This is a genomic window from Blautia sp. AM23-13AC, assembly GCF_003435675.1.
Taxonomy (GTDB): Bacteria; Bacillota; Clostridia; order Lachnospirales; family Lachnospiraceae; genus Fusicatenibacter; species Fusicatenibacter saccharivorans.
In genome coordinates this window covers 93,493-112,095 of sequence record NZ_QTUL01000005.1, presented here as the reverse complement: position 1 = coordinate 112,095, position 18,603 = coordinate 93,493, and the positions used below count along the sequence as shown (strand labels likewise).

General features: G+C 47.9%; 14 protein-coding genes and 2 tRNA genes. 4 read left to right on the top strand and 12 right to left on the bottom strand.

Translation table 11 applies throughout. The features are described 5' to 3' along the window. Window positions 1-16 precede the first annotated feature (16 nt). The gene (locus tag DW642_RS07915; protein ID WP_070103231.1) at window positions 17-772 is read right to left on the bottom strand and encodes a transglycosylase domain-containing protein; all 756 of its coding nucleotides are present in this window, start codon (window positions 770-772) and stop codon (window positions 17-19) included. A gap of 292 nt (window positions 773-1,064) precedes the next feature. Continuing rightward, window positions 1,065-1,625, bottom strand: a complete 561-nt coding sequence (locus tag DW642_RS07910; protein ID WP_022461328.1) for a biotin transporter BioY — start codon at window positions 1,623-1,625, stop codon at window positions 1,065-1,067. A gap of 279 nt (window positions 1,626-1,904) precedes the next feature. Here DW642_RS07910 and DW642_RS07905 point away from each other — a divergent pair, with 279 nt between their 5' ends. Next, window positions 1,905-3,278, top strand: coding sequence for an MATE family efflux transporter (locus DW642_RS07905; RefSeq protein WP_117509825.1), 1,374 nt, complete (start codon window positions 1,905-1,907; stop codon window positions 3,276-3,278). A gap of 200 nt (window positions 3,279-3,478) precedes the next feature. Here DW642_RS07905 and DW642_RS07900 read toward each other — a convergent pair whose 3' ends face one another. Next, the gene (locus DW642_RS07900; RefSeq protein WP_117509824.1) at window positions 3,479-5,908 is read right to left on the bottom strand and encodes a glycoside hydrolase family 3 protein; all 2,430 of its coding nucleotides are present in this window, start codon (window positions 5,906-5,908) and stop codon (window positions 3,479-3,481) included. A gap of 405 nt (window positions 5,909-6,313) precedes the next feature. Between DW642_RS07900 and DW642_RS07895 the strand changes: the two genes are divergently transcribed. From DW642_RS07895 to DW642_RS07885, 3 genes are read left to right on the top strand one after another with little or no spacing between them, the layout of a single operon-like run. After that, complete coding sequence (locus tag DW642_RS07895; RefSeq protein ID WP_117509823.1) at window positions 6,314-7,429, top strand: MGDG synthase family glycosyltransferase; 1,116 nt, start codon at window positions 6,314-6,316, stop codon at window positions 7,427-7,429. A gap of 6 nt (window positions 7,430-7,435) precedes the next feature. Continuing rightward, entirely contained in the window at window positions 7,436-8,152 is a 717-nt protein-coding gene (locus tag DW642_RS07890; protein ID WP_242991155.1) for a glycerol-3-phosphate acyltransferase, read from the top strand. Beyond that, entirely contained in the window at window positions 8,149-9,336 is a 1,188-nt protein-coding gene (locus DW642_RS07885; RefSeq protein ID WP_117509822.1) for a pyridoxal phosphate-dependent aminotransferase, read from the top strand. Before DW642_RS07890 ends, DW642_RS07885 begins: the two co-directional genes overlap by 4 nt. Before the next feature lie 271 nt (window positions 9,337-9,607). Here DW642_RS07885 and DW642_RS15850 read toward each other — a convergent pair. The 9 genes from DW642_RS15850 to DW642_RS07850 all read right to left on the bottom strand — a co-directional run bounded on the left by DW642_RS15850 (window position 9,608) and on the right by DW642_RS07850 (window position 18,567). Then, window positions 9,608-9,726, bottom strand: a tRNA-Phe gene (locus DW642_RS15850). Between the two features lie 280 nt (window positions 9,727-10,006). Then, window positions 10,007-10,696 (bottom strand): hypothetical protein, encoded by a 690-nt coding sequence (locus tag DW642_RS07880; protein WP_117509821.1) that lies wholly within the window; start codon window positions 10,694-10,696, stop codon window positions 10,007-10,009. 97 nt (window positions 10,697-10,793) lie between these two features. Continuing rightward, complete coding sequence (locus DW642_RS07875) at window positions 10,794-12,254, bottom strand: DUF2828 family protein (RefSeq protein WP_117509892.1); 1,461 nt, start codon at window positions 12,252-12,254, stop codon at window positions 10,794-10,796. Between the two features lie 212 nt (window positions 12,255-12,466). After that, a tRNA-Phe gene (locus DW642_RS15845) sits at window positions 12,467-12,589 on the bottom strand. A 345-nt stretch (window positions 12,590-12,934) separates the two neighbouring features. After that, window positions 12,935-13,561: an HD domain-containing protein gene (locus tag DW642_RS07870; RefSeq protein ID WP_117509820.1), complete on the bottom strand. Its 627-nt coding sequence runs from the start codon at window positions 13,559-13,561 to the stop codon at window positions 12,935-12,937. A gap of 207 nt (window positions 13,562-13,768) precedes the next feature. Further along, window positions 13,769-15,826 carry an AAA family ATPase gene (locus DW642_RS07865; RefSeq protein ID WP_117509819.1) on the bottom strand — a complete coding sequence of 686 codons (2,058 nt, stop codon included), beginning with the start codon at window positions 15,824-15,826 and terminating at the stop codon, window positions 13,769-13,771. 103 nt (window positions 15,827-15,929) lie between these two features. Further along, window positions 15,930-16,421 carry a DnaB-like helicase C-terminal domain-containing protein gene (locus DW642_RS07860; RefSeq protein ID WP_055228060.1) on the bottom strand — a complete coding sequence of 164 codons (492 nt, stop codon included), beginning with the start codon at window positions 16,419-16,421 and terminating at the stop codon, window positions 15,930-15,932. Next, window positions 16,418-17,242 carry a hypothetical protein gene (locus DW642_RS07855; protein ID WP_055228061.1) on the bottom strand — a complete coding sequence of 275 codons (825 nt, stop codon included), beginning with the start codon at window positions 17,240-17,242 and terminating at the stop codon, window positions 16,418-16,420. Before DW642_RS07855 ends, DW642_RS07860 begins: the two co-directional genes overlap by 4 nt. Window positions 17,243-17,256: 14 nt before the next feature. Next, window positions 17,257-18,567, bottom strand: coding sequence for a hypothetical protein (locus DW642_RS07850; protein ID WP_117509818.1), 1,311 nt, complete (start codon window positions 18,565-18,567; stop codon window positions 17,257-17,259). Window positions 18,568-18,603 lie beyond the last annotated feature (36 nt).

The following is an 18,603-nucleotide window of genomic DNA, read 5'->3' as shown; positions in this document are numbered from 1 at the left end:
TTCCTCACTTTTCTTTCTATCGTGCCAGAACCGGATCGGCTGCCGCATCCCACAGCAGGCTGTCCGTCTCACTTTGTTCCAGGTATCCATATTTTACCATTGCCGCCAGCACCTGCTTTTCCCGCTGCAGCGCCAGATCCGCGTGGCGCGACGGTGCGTAGGCGGACGGTGCATTCGGGATTCCGGCGAGGAGAACGGCTTCGCTGTCGGTCAGCTCCTGCGGTTCTTTCCCGAAGTAGCCAAGCGATGCTTCTTTCAGTCCATAGTAGCCATCCCCGAAATAGATGGTATTGATGTACAATTCCAGAATTTCTTCTTTCGAAAGCTGCCGTTCCACATAGAGTGCCGTCCACGCCTCTGCCGCTTTCCTGGCAAATGTCTTATTCTGATCGTAATACATGTTTTTTACCAGCTGCTGTGTGATGGTACTGCCTCCCTGCTCCGGTTTCATCACGCGGATATCATGTACAACGGCCCGCGCCATGCTGATCCAGTCTATCCCGTGATGTGTGTAATACCGATGATCCTCAACAGCAAGCACCGCTTTTTTGTACAGATCCGGCACCTGTTCAAGAGAAGCCCACTGTGCTCCGCTTCTGGCTTCCTCTACTGCCTGCGCGAGCGGCTTTTCCTTCACTGCCTTCTGATAGGAAACATATCCCTGGATTGCCCAGAACATTCCGGCCGTCAACAGGATCAGGCAGAAAAATGCCAGAAAACCTCCAACCATTTTTCCCGCTGTTCCCCGGTGTTTTCGTGTTCTTTTTCTCATAGTTTCAAACCCCTTTGTTGTTCTTTCCTGCTTTCTATCCTACCATATCTCCCTTAACGCCTTCTTGCCTCTTTCTTAGGAATTCATTAAAATTTTGAAACTGTATGAAATGCATTTTGCACGTTTTTTCAAATAACCGCTGCTGCTGCGGAATACTTTAACCGAATCAGGCAAGTAGCGAAGCGGATTGCGAATATCCGCTTGACAAAACAGAAAAAGACAGACACCTGGCAGATTGTCAGGATGCCTGTCTCTTGTTTTTATCTTTTGGTTTTTCAGAAACGCTCTGTGATTATGCTGCGGTTCCGTAGTTCATTACATGAGCTGCTGACAGTGCTTTTCGAACGGCTACACCGAGAATTTCAGCTACTACAACGGAAATCACATCTTTTACAATGTACGGAACGGAAACTGCAAGGAACGAAGCCGGGATCGTGTTTCCTGTTACAATGGAAAACTGTACCACACCGAATGCGTGACATACCGCAAGACCTGCGATTCCAAGAACGAATGGTTTGCCCGGGAAGCCTTTTTTAATTCCGGCACCGCAGAGCATTGCCATCGGAATAAATCCGAAAATAAAGCCGCCGGCCGGTCCGAGAAGAGCGCCGAAGCCACCGCTCATGCCGGCATAAACCGGAACGCCGATCGCGCCGAGGATCAGATAAAGAGCGGACGATGCACCTCCCAATTTCCAGCCAAGCACGTAGCCGCAAAATGCCATTGCAAAGGTCTGCAGCGTCACCGGAACGCCGGTCGGAAGCGGAATCGTCACAATGGACAGTACCGCAAGCACTGCCGTCATCATGCCGGTCAGTACAATCTGTTTTGTTGTAAGTTTTGATTTTTTCATGAATGTAAGTCCTCCTCGCAGGTTCTTGTATGCAATTCTTTCTGTCTTTGAATTGTTAACCTTGTTACAATATAGGTTAATATTTCATTTTTGTCAATCTCTTTTTTTAAAAATGCAGAGAGTTCTGCTACGATTCTGTTACACTTCCTGAAAATAGCGGTCACCCTCTTGTTTTCTGTTTTCTTTCTATGGTATACTATATAGTCTCGGAGTTTTTCCGGGAATTTTCACCCGATACAAACGATGAACTTTTACCTCATTTGAAAGGAGATACCCTCTATGAAACCTTCCGAAAATCCTCTCGGCTCGGAACCGGTCAGCTCTCTTTTGCGGCGTTTTGCGATTCCGAGCGTCATCGCGATGCTCGTCAGCGCCCTCTATAACATGGTAGACCAGCTCTTTATCGGTCACAGCATCGGCGTGCTCGGAAACGCAGCGACCAACGTAGCGTTCCCACTCAGCATGGTCTGCACATCCATCGGTCTGCTCTGCGGCATCGGCGGTGCTGCAAACTTCAATCTCTGCATGGGCAGACGAGAGCCGGAGCACGCGAAATCTTATGTTGGAAGTGCCATCTCCATGCTGGCAATCCTCGGTGTGATTCTCTGCGTTGCCGTTCAGCTTTTTCTGCGCCCGATGATGCTTCTCTTTGGTGCAACACCGGACGTCATTGATTACGCCTGTACTTACACCAGAATCACCTCCATCGGCTTCCCGTTTCTGATCGTCACAATCGGCGGCTCCAACCTGATCCGCGCGGATGGCAGCCCGAAATTTTCCATGCTGTGCAACCTGGTCGGCGCGATCGTCAACACGATTCTCGACCCGCTGTTCATCTTCGTTTTCCACATGGGCATGGCAGGTGCAGCGCTCGCCACGATCACCGGACAGATTTTATCATTCGCGCTTGTTGTCTTCTATCTGCGCGGTTTTAAAACGCTGCCGCTTTCTCTTTCCGATCTGAAGCCGAACATGGCCTGCTGGGCACGGATCGCTGCGCTTGGTGCAACTCCGGCATTCAATCAGGTGGCAATGATGGTTGTTCAGATCGTTATGAACAACACACTGACCTACTACGGCTCCAATTCCGTCTATGGAAGCGACATTCCGCTTGCATGCGCCGGCATTATTTCAAAGGTGAATATGCTGTTCTTCTCCTTTGTTATCGGCATTTCCCAGGGACTTCAGCCGATTGTCAGCTTCAACTTCGGTGCGCAGAAATATGACCGCGTGAAGGACGCCTATAAAAAAGCAGTTTTTGCGGCGACTGCCATTTCCATCGTCGCCTTCCTCTGCTTCCAGTTCTTTCCGCGCCAGATTATCGGCATTTTTGGTTCCGGTTCAGAAGAGTACCTGCATTTTGCAGAGCGGTACTTCCGCATTTTCCTGTTTTTCACATTCCTGAACGGTATCCAGCCGGTCAGCTCAAACTTCTTTACCTCAATCGGAGCACCGAAGAAGGGTATTTTTCTTTCGCTGACGAGACAGATTATTTTCCTGCTTCCGCTGCTGCTGATTTTTCCGTATCTCTTCGGCATTGACGGCGTGATGTACACTGCACCGATTGCAGACCTTGCAGCCGCATCAGTCAGCATCGTTATGGTCGTGCGGGAATTTAAGATCATGGCAGAGCTACAGAAGGCTGCCGCCTGAAAACAGTTTTTTTCCTGTAGTTTCCGCTCGTTTTTACTGCGCTGCGGTCGCCAGAGTCTTGCTACAGATCATTGCCGTGTAAACAGGAAAGAATCCTGTCCGGAAAGTAAAAAATCGTATGCTGTTGCTTTTTCCACAACAGCATACGATTTTTTTATGTGTTATCCACACTTTTCTTTATTTATTCACATGCATCCACATCAGTCCATGCGAAGAATCATGGTCAGGATTCGTTTTGCACAAAGAGCGATTTCGTCGCGGGTGATGTATCCCTTCTCAAATGCCTCCTGTACGCGCTCCTCGTATCCGTTTGCCATCTTGATATCATTTCCGGCTTTTGTCTCGCGGTAATGCTCGCCGTGTGTCCACCAGTCGGTCGTTACCATTCCCTTAAAGTCCCACTCACCGCGCAGAATACCGGTCAAAAGATCCTTGTTCTCAGATGCCTGAACGCCGTTGATCAGGTTGTAGGACGACATGATTGTGTATGGATCTGCCTCTTTTACAATGATCTCGAAGGCTTTCAGGTAAATCTCACGCAGCGCACGCTCGGAAACGCGGGAATCGCTGTCTTTTCGGTTTGTTTCTTTGTTGTTGCAGCAGAAGTGTTTCACACTTGCCCCGATATGCTCGGACTGCATACCGCGTACCATTGCCGCACCGGATTTTCCGGCTACAAGCGGATCCTCGGAATAATACTCAAAGTTTCTTCCGCAGAGCGGGCTTCTGTGAATATTGACAGCCGGGGTCAGCCAGATGCCGATGTTGTTTTCTTTGACTTCCTCTCCGCCGGCTTTACCGATCTCTTCGATCAGCTCCGGATCCCAGGTGCAGGCAAGCAATGTTGCGCACGGCCATGCGGTCGTGTTGACGCCACACTGCGGCTGAATGCGAAGGCCTGCCGGTCCGTCTGCGGTCATGATATTCGGGATGCCGTACTCAGGCAGATTTCCCATGCCAAACGTATTGGCAACTCCTGTGTTCGGCTGACCGCCGAGCAGATGAATGAGTGCTTCTGTCGGAAGCTTATCTACAAACTCGTCGAGCGTTTCTTTTCCTTCGACCACATTCATCAGGTTCGGATTCGTCTTTGCTGCTTCCATAAGCTCGCCAAAGCTCTTTCTCTCCTGTGCTTTGACTGCCGGGAGGAAGCCTTCCAGAGTCAGCTTATCCTGACGCTCCAGTCCTTCTTCCTCGACAGGGCCGTTATCGGTCGGAAGCGCTTCGTAGGTTCCATCCGCAAGGAGACGTTTTTCCAGCTTATGCGGAGCGGCAAGGCTGGTGTACTGTGCAGTCACTTCTGCCTCTGCCAGATCGTAGGTGAAGTCCAGTTTCTTCGCATCTCTTACATTGTTTCCAACGTAGAAGACGTAGCTTCCTGCCTCAAGAACATAGGCAGATTTTGCAACCTTTCCAAGGTCATCAAAAGATGCCATATCTTCCACTGTAAAGGAAAGAACGACTCTCTGTGTCTCGCCTGGCTGCAGCAGTCTTGTTTTCCGGTAAGCGCCAAGCTCTTTGGCCGGCTTGCCAAGCTTGCCCTGCGGTGCGCCATAGTAGAGCTGTACAACTTCTTTTCCGGCACGTTTTCCGGTGTTGGTAACAGCTGCTTTTACAACAATCTTTCCATCCTTCTCTTCTGCCCCCAGAACTTCTGTCTCAAAGCTGGTGTAGGAAAGACCGAAGCCGAACGGATAATTGACCTTCTCCGCTGCGCCAGGAATCGTCTCGAAATAACGGTAGCCAACGTAGATATCCTCGTTGTAATCCACGTAATAAACGGATTTATGGAAGTTCTCGGTGGATGGATAATCCTCGAGGGTTGCTGCGTAGGTATCAACCAGTTTACCGGATGGGTTGACGCCGCCTGTTACAACGTCCGCTGCCGCGAGGCCGCCTTCCATGCCGCCCTGCCATGCCATCAGCACCGCCGGAATCTCTTTGCAGTCTTTGAACCAGCTGGTATCAACCATACCGCCGACGTTCATGACAACGATGACATTTTTAAAGTTTGCTTTTACTTTTTCTACCATGGCTGCTTCGCCGTTTGTCAGGCAGAAGTCGCCGTTTTCGAAGATGCTGGCGCTCAGCTCGATCTGTTTTTTCTCATCCTCAAACAGCTCATAGCCTTCCTCGGTGATCTGGCATTTGCGGTCCCAGCCCTCGCCGGAGAAACGGCAGATGGTGATGATTGCGGTATCGGTATATGCTTTTGCTTTTGTTACCAGCTCGTCCGGTACTTCCGGCTCTCTTGTCATGCCCGGTACAGCGCCTGCAGCATACTGTTCTTTTACATTTTTCTCATAGAATTCCGGAAGTTCATGGAACAGAGAAACCTCCCCCTCGGCTTCTTTGATCTTCATGCCTTCGTAGAAGTTGCGGATATACTCGACCGTAACGTCACCGCTTCCGCCGCCGCCTTTTACGTAATCAATCGTTCCTTTTCCAAATAAAGCTACTTTTGTGCCTTTTGCGAGCGGCAATGTCTCGTTCTCGTTTTTCACCAGAACCATACCCTCGCCTGCTGCTTTTCTGGAAAGTGCGATATGTTCCGCGCTTCCTGTTACCCTTTTTCCGTCTTTTCCCAGCGGCAGAACCGGCTGGTAAAGACTTCTCTGCCATTTACCCATTTTAAGCTTACCTCCTGTATTTTCCGGTGCGCAGATTGCTTTCCGAACGCGCCCCATTCTGTCTTTATGATACGAAGTTTTGGAGTGGATGTCAATTGATTTTTCAGCATTTTATCCTGTTTTTCGTTTCTTTTTCTTTCGATTTTATTCTATTTTGCCAATTTTTCAGGCATCCGTCGTTTCTTTCCTTTCTCTCAATATCTTGATCCGTAGGTGGATGCTCCGTCTGCGTCTCCCCGGTGTTTCTGCTGCCTGTCGCTTTTCTGTTATATCAGACACTTTTCTCATTTTGTGGATTGTCCGAAAAATAACAGCGTTCTATACTAAAGCGTGTCTGAAAACAAAACATCGGCATCCCCTTTTTCAGGTTCTCTTCGGGATACAACAAAAGAATGGAGTTTTCTTATGAAGGTACTGATTTTATCCTGCAATACTGGCGGTGGCCACAATGCTGCGGCCTCTGCATTAAAAGAAAGTCTGAATTTTTATCACCACGAAGCCGAGGTTCTGGATCTGATGAGCCTCGGGCGAAAGCATACCTCCGCACTGGTCGGCGGAGCTTATGTGAAGCTCGTCTCCGTTTTTCCGGCCGGCTTCGGCGCACTCTATCAGCTTGGTGAGCTGGTACGGAAATTTCCCTGGAAATCCCCCGTTTACTATGCAAATGCGCGGCTTGGAAATGCGCTTGCAGATTATATTGATCAAAACCATTTTAATGCCGTTGTCACCACACATCTTTATCCGGCGGAAACACTGACCTGGATGAAGCAGAAAGGACGGCTGACGATTCCCTGCGTTGCCATTGCCACCGATTACGCGTGCATTCCGTTCTGGGAAGAGACGAACTGCGATTACTATGTGGTTCCGCACAAGGATCTGATCCCGGAGTTTGCATCCTGCGGCATCCCGGAAGAAAAACTGCTTCCTCTCGGTATTCCGGTGCGGCCCGCATTTGCGCGCCCTGCATCCAAAGAGGATGTGCGCCGCCATCTCGGTCTTCCCGAGGATGCTCCGCTGTTTCTCGTCATGAGCGGCAGTATGGGATTCGGCAAAGTGCATCTGCTCGCACATGAACTCGTTTCCCGGCTGGAAAACGGCGAACAGGCTGTGATCATCTGCGGAAATAATAAAAAGCGGATGCGTTCGCTCCGGCTGCAGTTCCATAAGAACCCAAATGTACATATCATCGGTTTTACACGCCACGTTGCGGAATATATGGCCGCTGCCGATGTGCTGTTTACAAAGCCCGGGGGCTTAAGCAGTACCGAGGCCGCTGTGCGGCGCGTTCCGCTCGTCCACACTGATCCGATTCCGGGTTGCGAAACAAAAAACCGTACTTTTTTTGTCTCCCGCGGAATGTCCGTGACCGGCGCACATCAGAAAGAGCTGGCAGAGGCCGGTATTTCGCTCGCCCGCGATGATGCACGTCAGATTGCGATGCGCGATGCCCAGCATCAAAACAGCCATCCGCAGGCGGGAACGGCAATTACACACCTTTTGGAAAAATTAGTTTCGGAGTAACTGCTTATGATGCTTACTGCTTATCTGTTTTATAGTTTTTTCGGGTATCTCTCGGGTAGCGTACTGTACTCGTACCTGATTCCAAAATACTTCTGCCACGTGGATGTCCGAACTGTGAATGAAGATCAGAATCCCGGTGCCTTCAACGCCTTTTCAGTGGCCGGACCGCGGATTGGACTGCTCTGCGTCCTGTGCGATATCGGGAAGGGATTTCTGCCGGTGTTTCTGGCGGCGCACAGTTCCGCTGTTTCGATGAGTTCCTGGATTTTCGCCCTGATTCTGCTCGCCCCGGTGGCCGGACACGCATGGCCGTTTCTGCAGCCTGCGAAAGGCGGAAAGGCGATCTCTGTCTCGTTCGGCGTGCTGCTCGGCCTCCTGCCGGATCTGCGGCCGGCGCTTCTTCTTGCGGCGTTTTATCTGACGTTTTCGTTGATTCTCATTATCCAGCCACACAATCTGCGCTCAATTGTCTCGTTCTCCGGGTTTGCCGTCGCCGCACAAATTTCCCGATTTCTTCCGTCCGTGCGGCTCGGTAGTCTGCTGGTATCACTCGTGGTGTGCTTCCGCCATCTTTTCAGCCTGCGGGAGCATGAGACCGAAAATGCTGCATTTACAATTCAGTCTTTGTCTGCTAAAATAAGGAAAAAGCAGAAAAAAAGAATAATATTTACAGTTCATTTAAAACAGCGGCAAACAATTTACTTCAGGAGGATTGACACATGATTTCAGAAAAAATGGTAACTCTCGGCACAAAAAAATCGGTAATCCGCGAGATTTTCGAATACAGTAAAAAACGCGCTGCCGAGATCGGCTCAGAAAACGTCTTTGATTTCAGTATCGGAAACCCAAACGTGCCGGCTCCGGCCTCCGTTCATGAGACCATCAAGGAGCTGCTCGATTCCAAAGACGATTACTATCTCTTCGGCTACACCTCCGCGCAGGGCGATGCCGATACCCGCGCCGCCGTTGCAGCCGACCTGAACAAACGCTTTGGTACCGCGTTCCATGCCGACAACTTCTACATGACCTGCGGTGCAGCCGCTTCGCTCCGCATCGTCCTTGGCGCTTTAACCGTTCCGGGCGACGAGTATATCGTATTTACCCCGTACTTTCCGGAATACCGTGTTTTCATCGAATCTGCAGGCGCAGCCATGATCGAAACGCCGGCTGATTCTTCCACGTTCCAGATCGACTTTGACCGCCTCTCGGCCGCTGTCACAGCACACACCAAAGGCGTTTTCGTCAATTCCCCGAACAATCCGTCCGGCGTTGTCTACACCGAAGAAAACATTCAGAAGCTCGCTGCTTTTCTGGAAACAAAATCTGCCGAATACGGTCATCCGATTTATCTGATCGTTGATGAACCGTACCGCGAGCTTGTCTACGGAGACGTGGAAGTTCCGTATCTGACAAAATATTACAAAAACACGCTGGTCTGCTACTCCTACAGCAAATCCCTCTCCCTGCCGGGCGAGCGTATCGGCTACGTTCTCGTTCCGGATGAGGTCGATGATGCAAGAACCATCTACGCAGCCGTCTGCGGCGCCGGACGCGCCCTCGGCTTCGTCTGCGCACCAAGCCTGATCCAACACGTCATCGCCAAATGCGCAGGACAGGTTTCTGATCTTTCGGTCTACAAGAAAAACCGCGATCTGCTGTATGATTCATTAACCGCCTACGGCTTCACCTGCGTTCACCCGGACGGCGCTTTCTATCTCTTCATGAAAACTCCGGAACCGGACGCGTATGCGTTCTGTGAGAAAGCGAAAAAGTACGAACTTCTTCTTGTACCCGGCGATGACTTCGGTGCACCGGGATTCGTGCGGATTGCTTATTGCGTTACCACCGCACAGATTGCGCGGGCACTGCCGGCGTTTAAGGAACTGGCGGGAGAGTATTTTGCATAATTTTTCAACTGTCAACTTTTCTTAAATAGATGTTGGGGTCAAAAGGCTTTTTGACCCCTTTGACCCCGGTATCTTACATATAGTAAAAAACGGACACTGCTTCATCTTTGAAACGCAGCGTCCGTTTTTCTTTTATTCTCCTACATCCTGTTTTCCAATCACAACTTTACATCTTTTCTTCCACATCCCTGTTCTGACACACGCATACCGCTCGCTTTCGATGATCTGTTCCATCGCTGCCGCTCCTTTCTTTTGAGCTATCTCAATCGCATAAGGCGGGCAGGACTTGAACCTGCATTCTGTGCCTTATCCTCTACGAAAAATTTGCTGTACGTTCCACAAACATGAAACATTTTTCTGCACAGGTTTTGCCCGTTAAACTACCGCCTTATTTTCAGCCACATTTTTTGTGGATACTGATGTGTATCAAATGCTGTTCCACCCTGACTTGCTTTATATCATCGGTGGAGATGCTATTTTCCTGCCTCTGCCTTCTCTCTAAAGCTCAGGATTTCCTTCAGAGACCTTGGTTCATAATTCATCCATGGCTTCATACATCCCACATTGTATGCCTGCGTTCTGCACTCATAAATGTGTCTGCTGCATTCCTGCTTTCTGCACGTCTCTGTTCTTTTTGTGAATGTCCGTGCTTTGTTCTGTATATACTATATTACATATTTTCGATTTTTGCATTTAACTTCTGGTTTAATTTTTCATGTGATATATTTTCTGGTTTTTCCCAGCTCCACACAGTACTGTCCAGACCTGATTTCCCTTTGGACAGTGCCTTTAGCTCTTCCACGCAGAATTCCGTCGCGCGTACGATGTACTCGTTGGCCATTTGTCTGGTAAGGATGGACAGTTTCTCTTCTTTTCTCTGGGTAAATTCCCTGCGTACTTCTTTTATAAGACCTTTCACATCAAATTCAGCAAGCTGTGCCAATGGATCTTCTGTAAGATCCAGCTCCTGGATCATTTCCTGGAAAAGGCCATATTTTTTCGAAACATATTCATTTAATATCTCGTAGTCACGATGCAGTTTTTCTACATTTCCAGGAACGCTCGAATTCCAGCCATGCTCCCCATACATAAATCTCCGATATAGCATATCCTGGATCAGATGAAGATAATAGCCGAGATATAAATCATCCTTCTCCATGTATTTCCCGTATCTGTCGCGGAAACATTCGAGATCGTATGTGTATCTGGTATTTTCGCAGATTTTCTTCTTTAAATGGCTATTTCCCGCCACCGCCCCATCCGGCAGAATCACCCCAAGGAACAGGCGGTTGATATCTCGAAACGAGACTTTCTTTCTCATCTCCTGTACAATTGCCAAGTGAATCATGCTTGATGCCATAGTGTCCTCTTTTCCTTTATTCTTCTACATTCTATTTTCCAATATCAGCTTTACATCTTTTGAAAGCTTTCTATCCATACTGCTAACTTTAACATTTTCATGCCGCATTTCCAGTTCTGACGCATGCGTACCGCTCGCTCTCAATCACTTTTTCCATCGATTTGACCGGTGTGCTGTCAATATTGTTCAGGAGATTCTGGAATGTCGTAACCGACTGGCCGCTGTATAGCTGGACACCTTTTCTCCGACTGTCGGCATGGAAAATATCGTTTCGGCTGTCTACATTCCAGAAAATAATATTCGGCAATTGGTAGCCGCAATACTCGTACTTTTCTTTCATATGATCATAAAACGTCCAATTGCGGTCTCCGCATCTGTCGATCTCCATGTCAGATACAACGATCAGCGCTTTCGGCATTTCTTCCGGCGGTACATCGTGATCCATCGCTGTTTCCAGAACCCGCTCAAATGCAGCCTGAAGATTAGTATTCATCCCCCATTCCGTACGCTCGACGTATTTGATTTTCTGCAACAGGGTTTCCCCTCTCAGAGAAACAAATTCCGGCTTCTGGCTGAACGTCATGAAAAGATTGTGGTAAGCGCCCCGGTTCCGCTCTGCAAAGTAAATAGCAAGACCAATGGATGTCGCCAAGGGTCTTCCACTCATGGAACCGGAAACATCTGCAATGACAATTGCATTCGTTTCCTGCGCCACATAATCCGGCAGCTGCCTCCACTGCGCCTCCAATACCTGATTCCATTGACGTCCATACAGAACTTTTTCCACGAGATCGTACGGGTACAGCGTCTCCGCATGAATCTTTTCTTTTCCATCCAGTGCCTTCGCCAGATACTGGTTAAAACGCTTTTCATCATGTTTTCGAAATGCGTTCCTGTAAATCATCATGGCTCTTCCGGAGACCTCCGGGTAAACGATCTCCTCCCACTTTCCTTCTGACATTTTCACTTCCAGCACACCGATATATTTCCGCAGGGAACGGACGATTCTTTTGAAGTTGTAAACCGGATAGCCGAGTTTCTGCGCCGTCAGAATGCCGAGTTTTCTCGTCTCCGTATTTTTAGAGTCTGCCGTTTTGATCCATTTAGCAAGCAGGGAAACGCTTTTTCCCTCCTGGAAGTTTTTCAGATCTGCTTCCAGCTGCTGCTTCATGGCACTCCACATCTCGTCCTCAACGCCAGTTCCGATCAGGCAGTACCAGTCGTCAAAACGGCCGAAAACACCAATCAGGTCAAGGTTGGCAATGACTGCCTGCGGATGGTACTCGGCAAGATACTGTAGTAGAATCCGAAAGACACGTCTCTCGCCGAGACCTTCCCGGATATCACGCGCATAAAACAGGATTTTCAACGCGAACAGCGGGTCTGCCTGATATGCTTCCGCAAACAGAAGCTCAATTCTTTCCGGATCCGCTCTGCGCAGGGATCCAATTGTCGCAAACAGATCCAGCCGCGCATCGCCGGTTGTGTTCCGTGCTGCTGCTCCATTTTCTGTATAAGTTTTTGTCGCCTGCTCCCGTATCCATTCTGCAAAATCCATCGCTGCCGCTCCTTTCCTTCCACTGTTTTCTCCATACATCCTTTTCTGGATCTGTGGACTCCATTCTTTCTCGTTTGCTCTTCTGTTTTTTTCTGAGTGAGGGCCGGATTTGAACCGGCATCTTCGCCATTACCACTGGAAAAAAGTTTGCCGTTACGGTCACGCACATGACCGTTTTTTCGCGCTCTTTCTTTTAAGCTACCTCACTCGCGTAAGGCGGGCAGGACTTGAACCTGCATTCTGTGCCTCCCTATTCTCCTCAAAAAGTTGCTGTGTGTTCCACAAACATGAACCCTTTTTTTCTGCACAGGTTTTGCCCGTTAAACTACCGCCTTATTCTGTTATTTTAGTGTTTCTGTCTTCTGTCCCCAGCTCAGGATTTCCTTTCGGGATCTTGATTCATAATTCATCCATGGTTTCATGCATCTTTTCCAGATCATTTTCTGTAATAGCATTTTCCCCAGTGATTTTTTTCTTCCCGATTCGGATTTCAGGGTCTCTCACCGTAAAATTTCCAGTCGCAGATATCCCATGTCTCAGAAATTTTTCGAAATGCTTTTGATTTTCCCCACAGTGTTTTCGCCCGTCGAACCCTCTTATTTGCCGCGCGCTTTGCCCAACGGAAATTTTTGCATCGGCCTTTGCTGACGGGCGTTTTTTTACAGCTTCGGCTCATCAGCCTACTCCCCATCCAGAATTTTCTGATAGAGAAGTCTGCCTTCCTCCCCGGCAAGCCGTCCGCAGATTTCTGCCCGTTCGGCGATAACAGGGATCTGGATATGTGCTTTGGCATCTGCCAGCTGTAGCAGCATCAGGTTTTGAAACATCGCAAAGCTGGCCATTTTCGTATGGCGTCTGACGTGCTTTAATTTCACACTGACGTGGTCATCATGATACTTCACATAATACAGGAGCTCCTGTACATCGAAACACGGAATCACATACCCCTGCCGGTCCAGCTCCGGGACCACGACGTCGCGCACGATTTCCATGCTTTTTTCGGGATGACCGTAGTAATGCATGTCCGGATCACCCTCGCGTTTTCCCCTGAACTGCGCTTCCGGCTTTCCGATATCGTGCAGCAGCGCCGCCAGATAGACCATGTCATTTTCCATCCTCCGCGGAAGATTGCAGACCACATGGAGGGAATGCATCCATAAGTCATACTGATGTGCACTGTTCTTCTGATCATAGCCAAACATGGTTCGTACGGCCGGAATCAGCGCTGCGATTTCTTCTCGTCTCACATCCATCTCTTCCGCAGTTTCTGCTGTTTTCAACACATTCAACAGCTCGCTTAACTTCATGTGTTCACTCCCCCTTTCTGGTCTTTTTGTGAATATCTGTGTTTTGTTATATATAGACGTTGGGGTCAAAAGGTTTTTTGACCCCTTTGATACCAGATTGCTACGTGCTTTGCACTCCCGCAATCTTCATGTATATACTGTATCACATGCTTTCGTTTTCTGCACTTAACCGCTGGTTTAATTTTTTTTGCTGATTTTTTATGCTGTTCACCCGGCACAAAATCCGATCTGCCGGCTCTGCGGTTTCTTTTTCAGGCCGATCATCTCGAAATCGTCCGCCGTCAGAAGACAGGCCTCCTCTTTTTCCAGCGTACCATTCTGATGTTCCCGAATGAGGCGGTCTGCCTGGCGCATGATAGCGTGGTCCAGCAGGTTTCTGACAAACCGTCCATTGCCGTAATTTTCTTCCCGGCATGCATCGGCGCAGATGGAAAAGCATTTTTCCCTTGTTCTTTCGTCCATCCGGTATTCCGATTTTTCCAGCATCAGATCCAGAATCTGCGTCAGTTCTACCGGTGAGTAATCCGGGAAATTCAGGTGAAAGGCAATGCGGCTTGCAAGACCTTCATTCTGCTCCAGAAACTCCTGCATCTTCTCCGGATATCCTGCAAAAATGACAATGACCTCATCCCGGTAATTCTCCATCTCCTGCACAATGGTATTGATCGCCTCGGCGCCATACGTGCGGTTGTCTTCTACAAGAGAATACGCCTCATCGATAAACAGAATGCCGCCACGCGCCGCCTGAAATTTACTCTCAACAATCTGTGCCGTCCAGCCGACATATTTTCCGACCAGATCCTGTCTGCCGCACTCTACAATGTGGCCATATTTCAGCACTTCCTCTTCCTTCAAGACCTGGGATAGCAGACGCGCCACGGTTGTCTTTGCTGTCCCTGGATTTCCGGAAAACAGCATATGCATGGATGACTGAACCCCCGGAAGACCCATCTGTTTCCGCATTTTCTGCATTTTGGCCGCCGCCAGAATCTCATCTGTCACTTTCTTTACATCCGACAGGCCTACCATTTTCTGCAGCTCCACATACGGCTTGTCTGTCTTCTTTTTCAGTTGAATTTTGACGAGGTCTTTTTGTTTGTAGGCCTTGTAAATATGCGTTTTTAATCCGCTTCCGTACCATCTGTTGTAGGCAGAAAAGATATCCGATACAGAATACAATTTCTTTTCTTTCGGAAGATACCGCGTCAGCTCTTCTATCGTGTAGTCGTGATACTCTGTCTTATCCGCCAGACGTTTCAAATAGCCCGTCGCCCGTTCCAGATCTCCCTGGCCTTCCTGAATCTGAATCAGATCCGCGTTGGAAAGAATTTCCGCTATCGTCTCATCCGATACGCTGCGGCTTCCGGAAATGTCCACAAAGATAAACAATGTAGAATTTCCATACTCATTCAGTTTCTTCCCAAGTGTTTTCGCCAGATCATAATTGCCGGTGGCATACATTCCTGTACTCTTTTCACCTTCCAGATTCAGAATCACTGTTCCGCCTCTAGCACTGGAGAAAATATTGTCAAAATTATCTTCCCGCTCTGCCTTGTATGTCATCTTCTGCACATCGTAAACTCTGCCGCTCAGCAATCGTTGATTCTCCAGCAGTGCCGGAATCAGAAGATCTATCATATCATCCGCAGCCGCTTTGTCACCGGCTGTGATCAGATAATGAACCGGATGCCCAACAAAACGTTTTTCATTTTCCGGGGCGTAAATCCGCTCCATTTCGTCATAGAAGCTTTCCGATGCCATAATTTCCTGCATCTGCTCCGCCTGCTTTTGTCTGGTCATATTTTGAGCGGTATAAATCCGTTCACTTACCTGATACGCAACAGGTTCAAAAAAACTGTGATGTTCTGGTTCTATCGCAAGTTTTAATTTTTCCTTCAGCGACCCGCTGTAACACTCCGTCCAGTTATTCCGTTCTGCCCGAACCAGTTCTTTGCAAAACGCATCATTTGTGATCTCCTCATACGCAAGCAACTCAATTTCCGGCAGTATCTTCTGAATACAATCCACACATACCCGGGGAACCACTTCCATCTCAAGTGCAGCCACAATCGTCATCTGACCATTCAGAATATCACTGATCATAATGAAAAACTTCTTTTCTGTACGGTAGGCAGTGTAAAACTTGCTGTTCCATTCCGCAGCATCACTCCGTCTGGAATAGAGACGCTCATATCCTTCCTTCGTTGAATCCTCCTGTTCCAGATTCAGTTTTGAACAGTCTGCTGTGTATTTGTAAAGAATCATTCGCTGCTACCTCCCTTGGAGCTTTTACTGGTAATCCTTCTGTTGTCTCTTTCTACCTGCTATCTTACCACCTGCCGTATCCCATATGTGGACAGGTTCTTGTCTATACGAAAACCAGACAATTTTCTGGTTTTTCTATTTCTCCATAACAGGTACTTACTTCTTTTTTCTTCTGCATTTCTGTACAGTATTTCGACACTGGAATAACGGCTACAATCACAACATGTTCTTTTTTCTCGCAGTTTCCCAGCAAGCCAATCATATACCGCAGCTCTTCTTTTCTGTCGGCAAAATTTTTTCTGCTTGTCATCATCGGCACTTCATCAATCACAAAAACAGAAATTGCTCCATTCTCTGCTTTCTGCGCTATGATTTCTGCCATTCTCTCCACCATCATCGCTGGTGTATCATCAATTTCTATCTTGGAAAGCTCCTCCTGCCCGTACATGCTCTGCAGAATCTTCCACATCTCCTTCTTTTCATGCTGCAGTGAAAAAAGGAGAACTCCATCCTCGCTGGTTTTTCGCTCTTTCCAGCCATATGCAACCGCTTTTTTCGTTTTTCCGCTCGCCGCAGATCCCGCCAGGAAAATCATCCTTCTGCCCCTCCCTCATCTTTCAGAAAAATTTCAAGCATACGTCCAATTACCATATTGTCTCGTTCTACCAGATCTCTGGCTGTTCCAAACATGAATCGAAATCTCAAATCGAAAATCATTCTGGCCTGCTGTTCATCCAGTCCATACTGCTTTTCCAGTGCCAACGCTGCAATCCCCTCATTTGGGTAGTCCGCTTTCATGATCTGGCAAAGTTCATCTTCATGGCATTGTGCCCAGCTTTGTGCTTCCAGCGTGTGTTTTCTTTCCAGAAGCATGTTCTTTCTTCTTACCAGATACTCTGCAAAATACTCCAGCTCTTCCTGGCTGTATCCGATCCACTGACCCGAAATATCCCAAAGTGGTTCTATTTGTTTCATTTCCCGAAGAAGATGCTCTTTTTCCTCCAGAAAAGCTTTCCATCTCCCCTGTTTTTCCCGTTCAAGCGGCTCTTTTTCTTTCTCAGGAGCTTTTTCCCACTTCTGCAGTATTTCATTATAGTCCTCCGCTTTTTCCACCATGGTAAGAAATACCTGTTTTGCTTCAGAATTTTTTCTCATAACAGAATACAGAATAGCCAAAAGTGCATCCAGTACATATATTTTATTTTGCCCGCACTTTTTCTCCAAATATTCCTGTTTCGAAACAAACAGCCTAATCACGCCATCTCTGTTGTTTGTGCGAGACGGAACGATGATATAGGCCTTATCCTTTTCTTCAGGAAAATCTTCTGCCCTTCCTTCAAACACGACTTCCGTGGCATCTTCAACGCAGATTTCCGTCAGTGGATCAAAACATTCCAGAAATTCTAAAATACCCATATTGCACCTCTCCTTTATTTCCCGATCTGATCTGCGGTTCTTTTCGTTTTCCCGGGTTTCCGCTTTTTGGCCTTTCGGATATAATTTTCACTGAACTGCTTTTCCCGTTCAATCCAGTCCTGCGTTCTCTTCTCAATCACAAATGGAAGTTCTCTCCAGATCATCCTGAGCTGTTCTTCTGTGATCTCCGGCACTTTCTTTAAAATTGCCTCCCGCAGATATACACCGCCTCCGCTGCAGGAATCCGGGAAACAGTTTTCTTCGCTGATAGCATCCAGAATTTCTTTATAATATTTTCGATACATCTGATATGCTTCGTAATGTGCAATACGGTTCACATGATCTTCGATTCTGGATTCCTCCTCCTGTTTCAGAATTGTTTTCTTGTTGATTCCGCCGCTGTTCACATTCGCATAATACATCGCATATGCTTTAGCTTCTTCCAGACTTTGGAATGTGCGGAGAAATCTGCCGAAGTTATGAATATCACCATCTGAAAACGTAATCCAGTCATAATATGCCAATTCCGGCGGAAAATGATTTTCTTTTCCGTAAAGCTCTGCACATTCCTGTCTGCTGACAGAATGATAATCCCACGGACCGATGATATCATCGTAATCCGCGTAGAAAAGAATATAGGCTTCCACCTTTGCATCACTGTATATCAGCATCGGGCTGTGCTCCTCGTACTGATACAGAATCGAGTATTTTACACCCTTGATTTTTCCGTCATTCCTTCTCATCAACAGTGCGTAAACGCCCATCTCAGAATTATCCGGAATATTGTTCACATGCATCGGCTTCCAGTTAAATTCGTTCTCCGTCAGTTTCTCCTTCTCGCGTTTTTTCCGGCGTTCCGCCATTTTCCGATCCATTCTTTCCCTGTACAGAACGCTTCCGATGTAATCATATCGTTCCAGATGCTCCACGCCAATTGCCCGGCCGGCCAGATCGATGGCATAAAAATGCCAGAAATTTTCCTTTTCCCGTTTCGCCTCCGCAGCCGCTTTGCTGTACTCATCCAGAATGTCTTCCCGGATCAGTGCATTTTCTTTCTCCAGATATTTCCAGCCGTGATCTTCTGCTTTATATTTATGACGATAACCAATTCTTTCATCGGTCGTCTCAAAGATCGGGAAAAGCTCGGTACTTTTGTAAAATGGTGTCTCTTCAAATCCGAAAATATACTCTTTTCCCTCTTTGCTGAGCAGACATACACATCCCGGGCCGCCCATTCCAGAAGGGGGATCCTCCTGTGCAAACACAACGGTTTTCCAGAAGTCTTCTGTTAAATCTGGTAAATCAAACGTGTGATCTCTATCCATATCTCTGGCTCTCTTCCTTTCCTTTTTCCGTTGCAT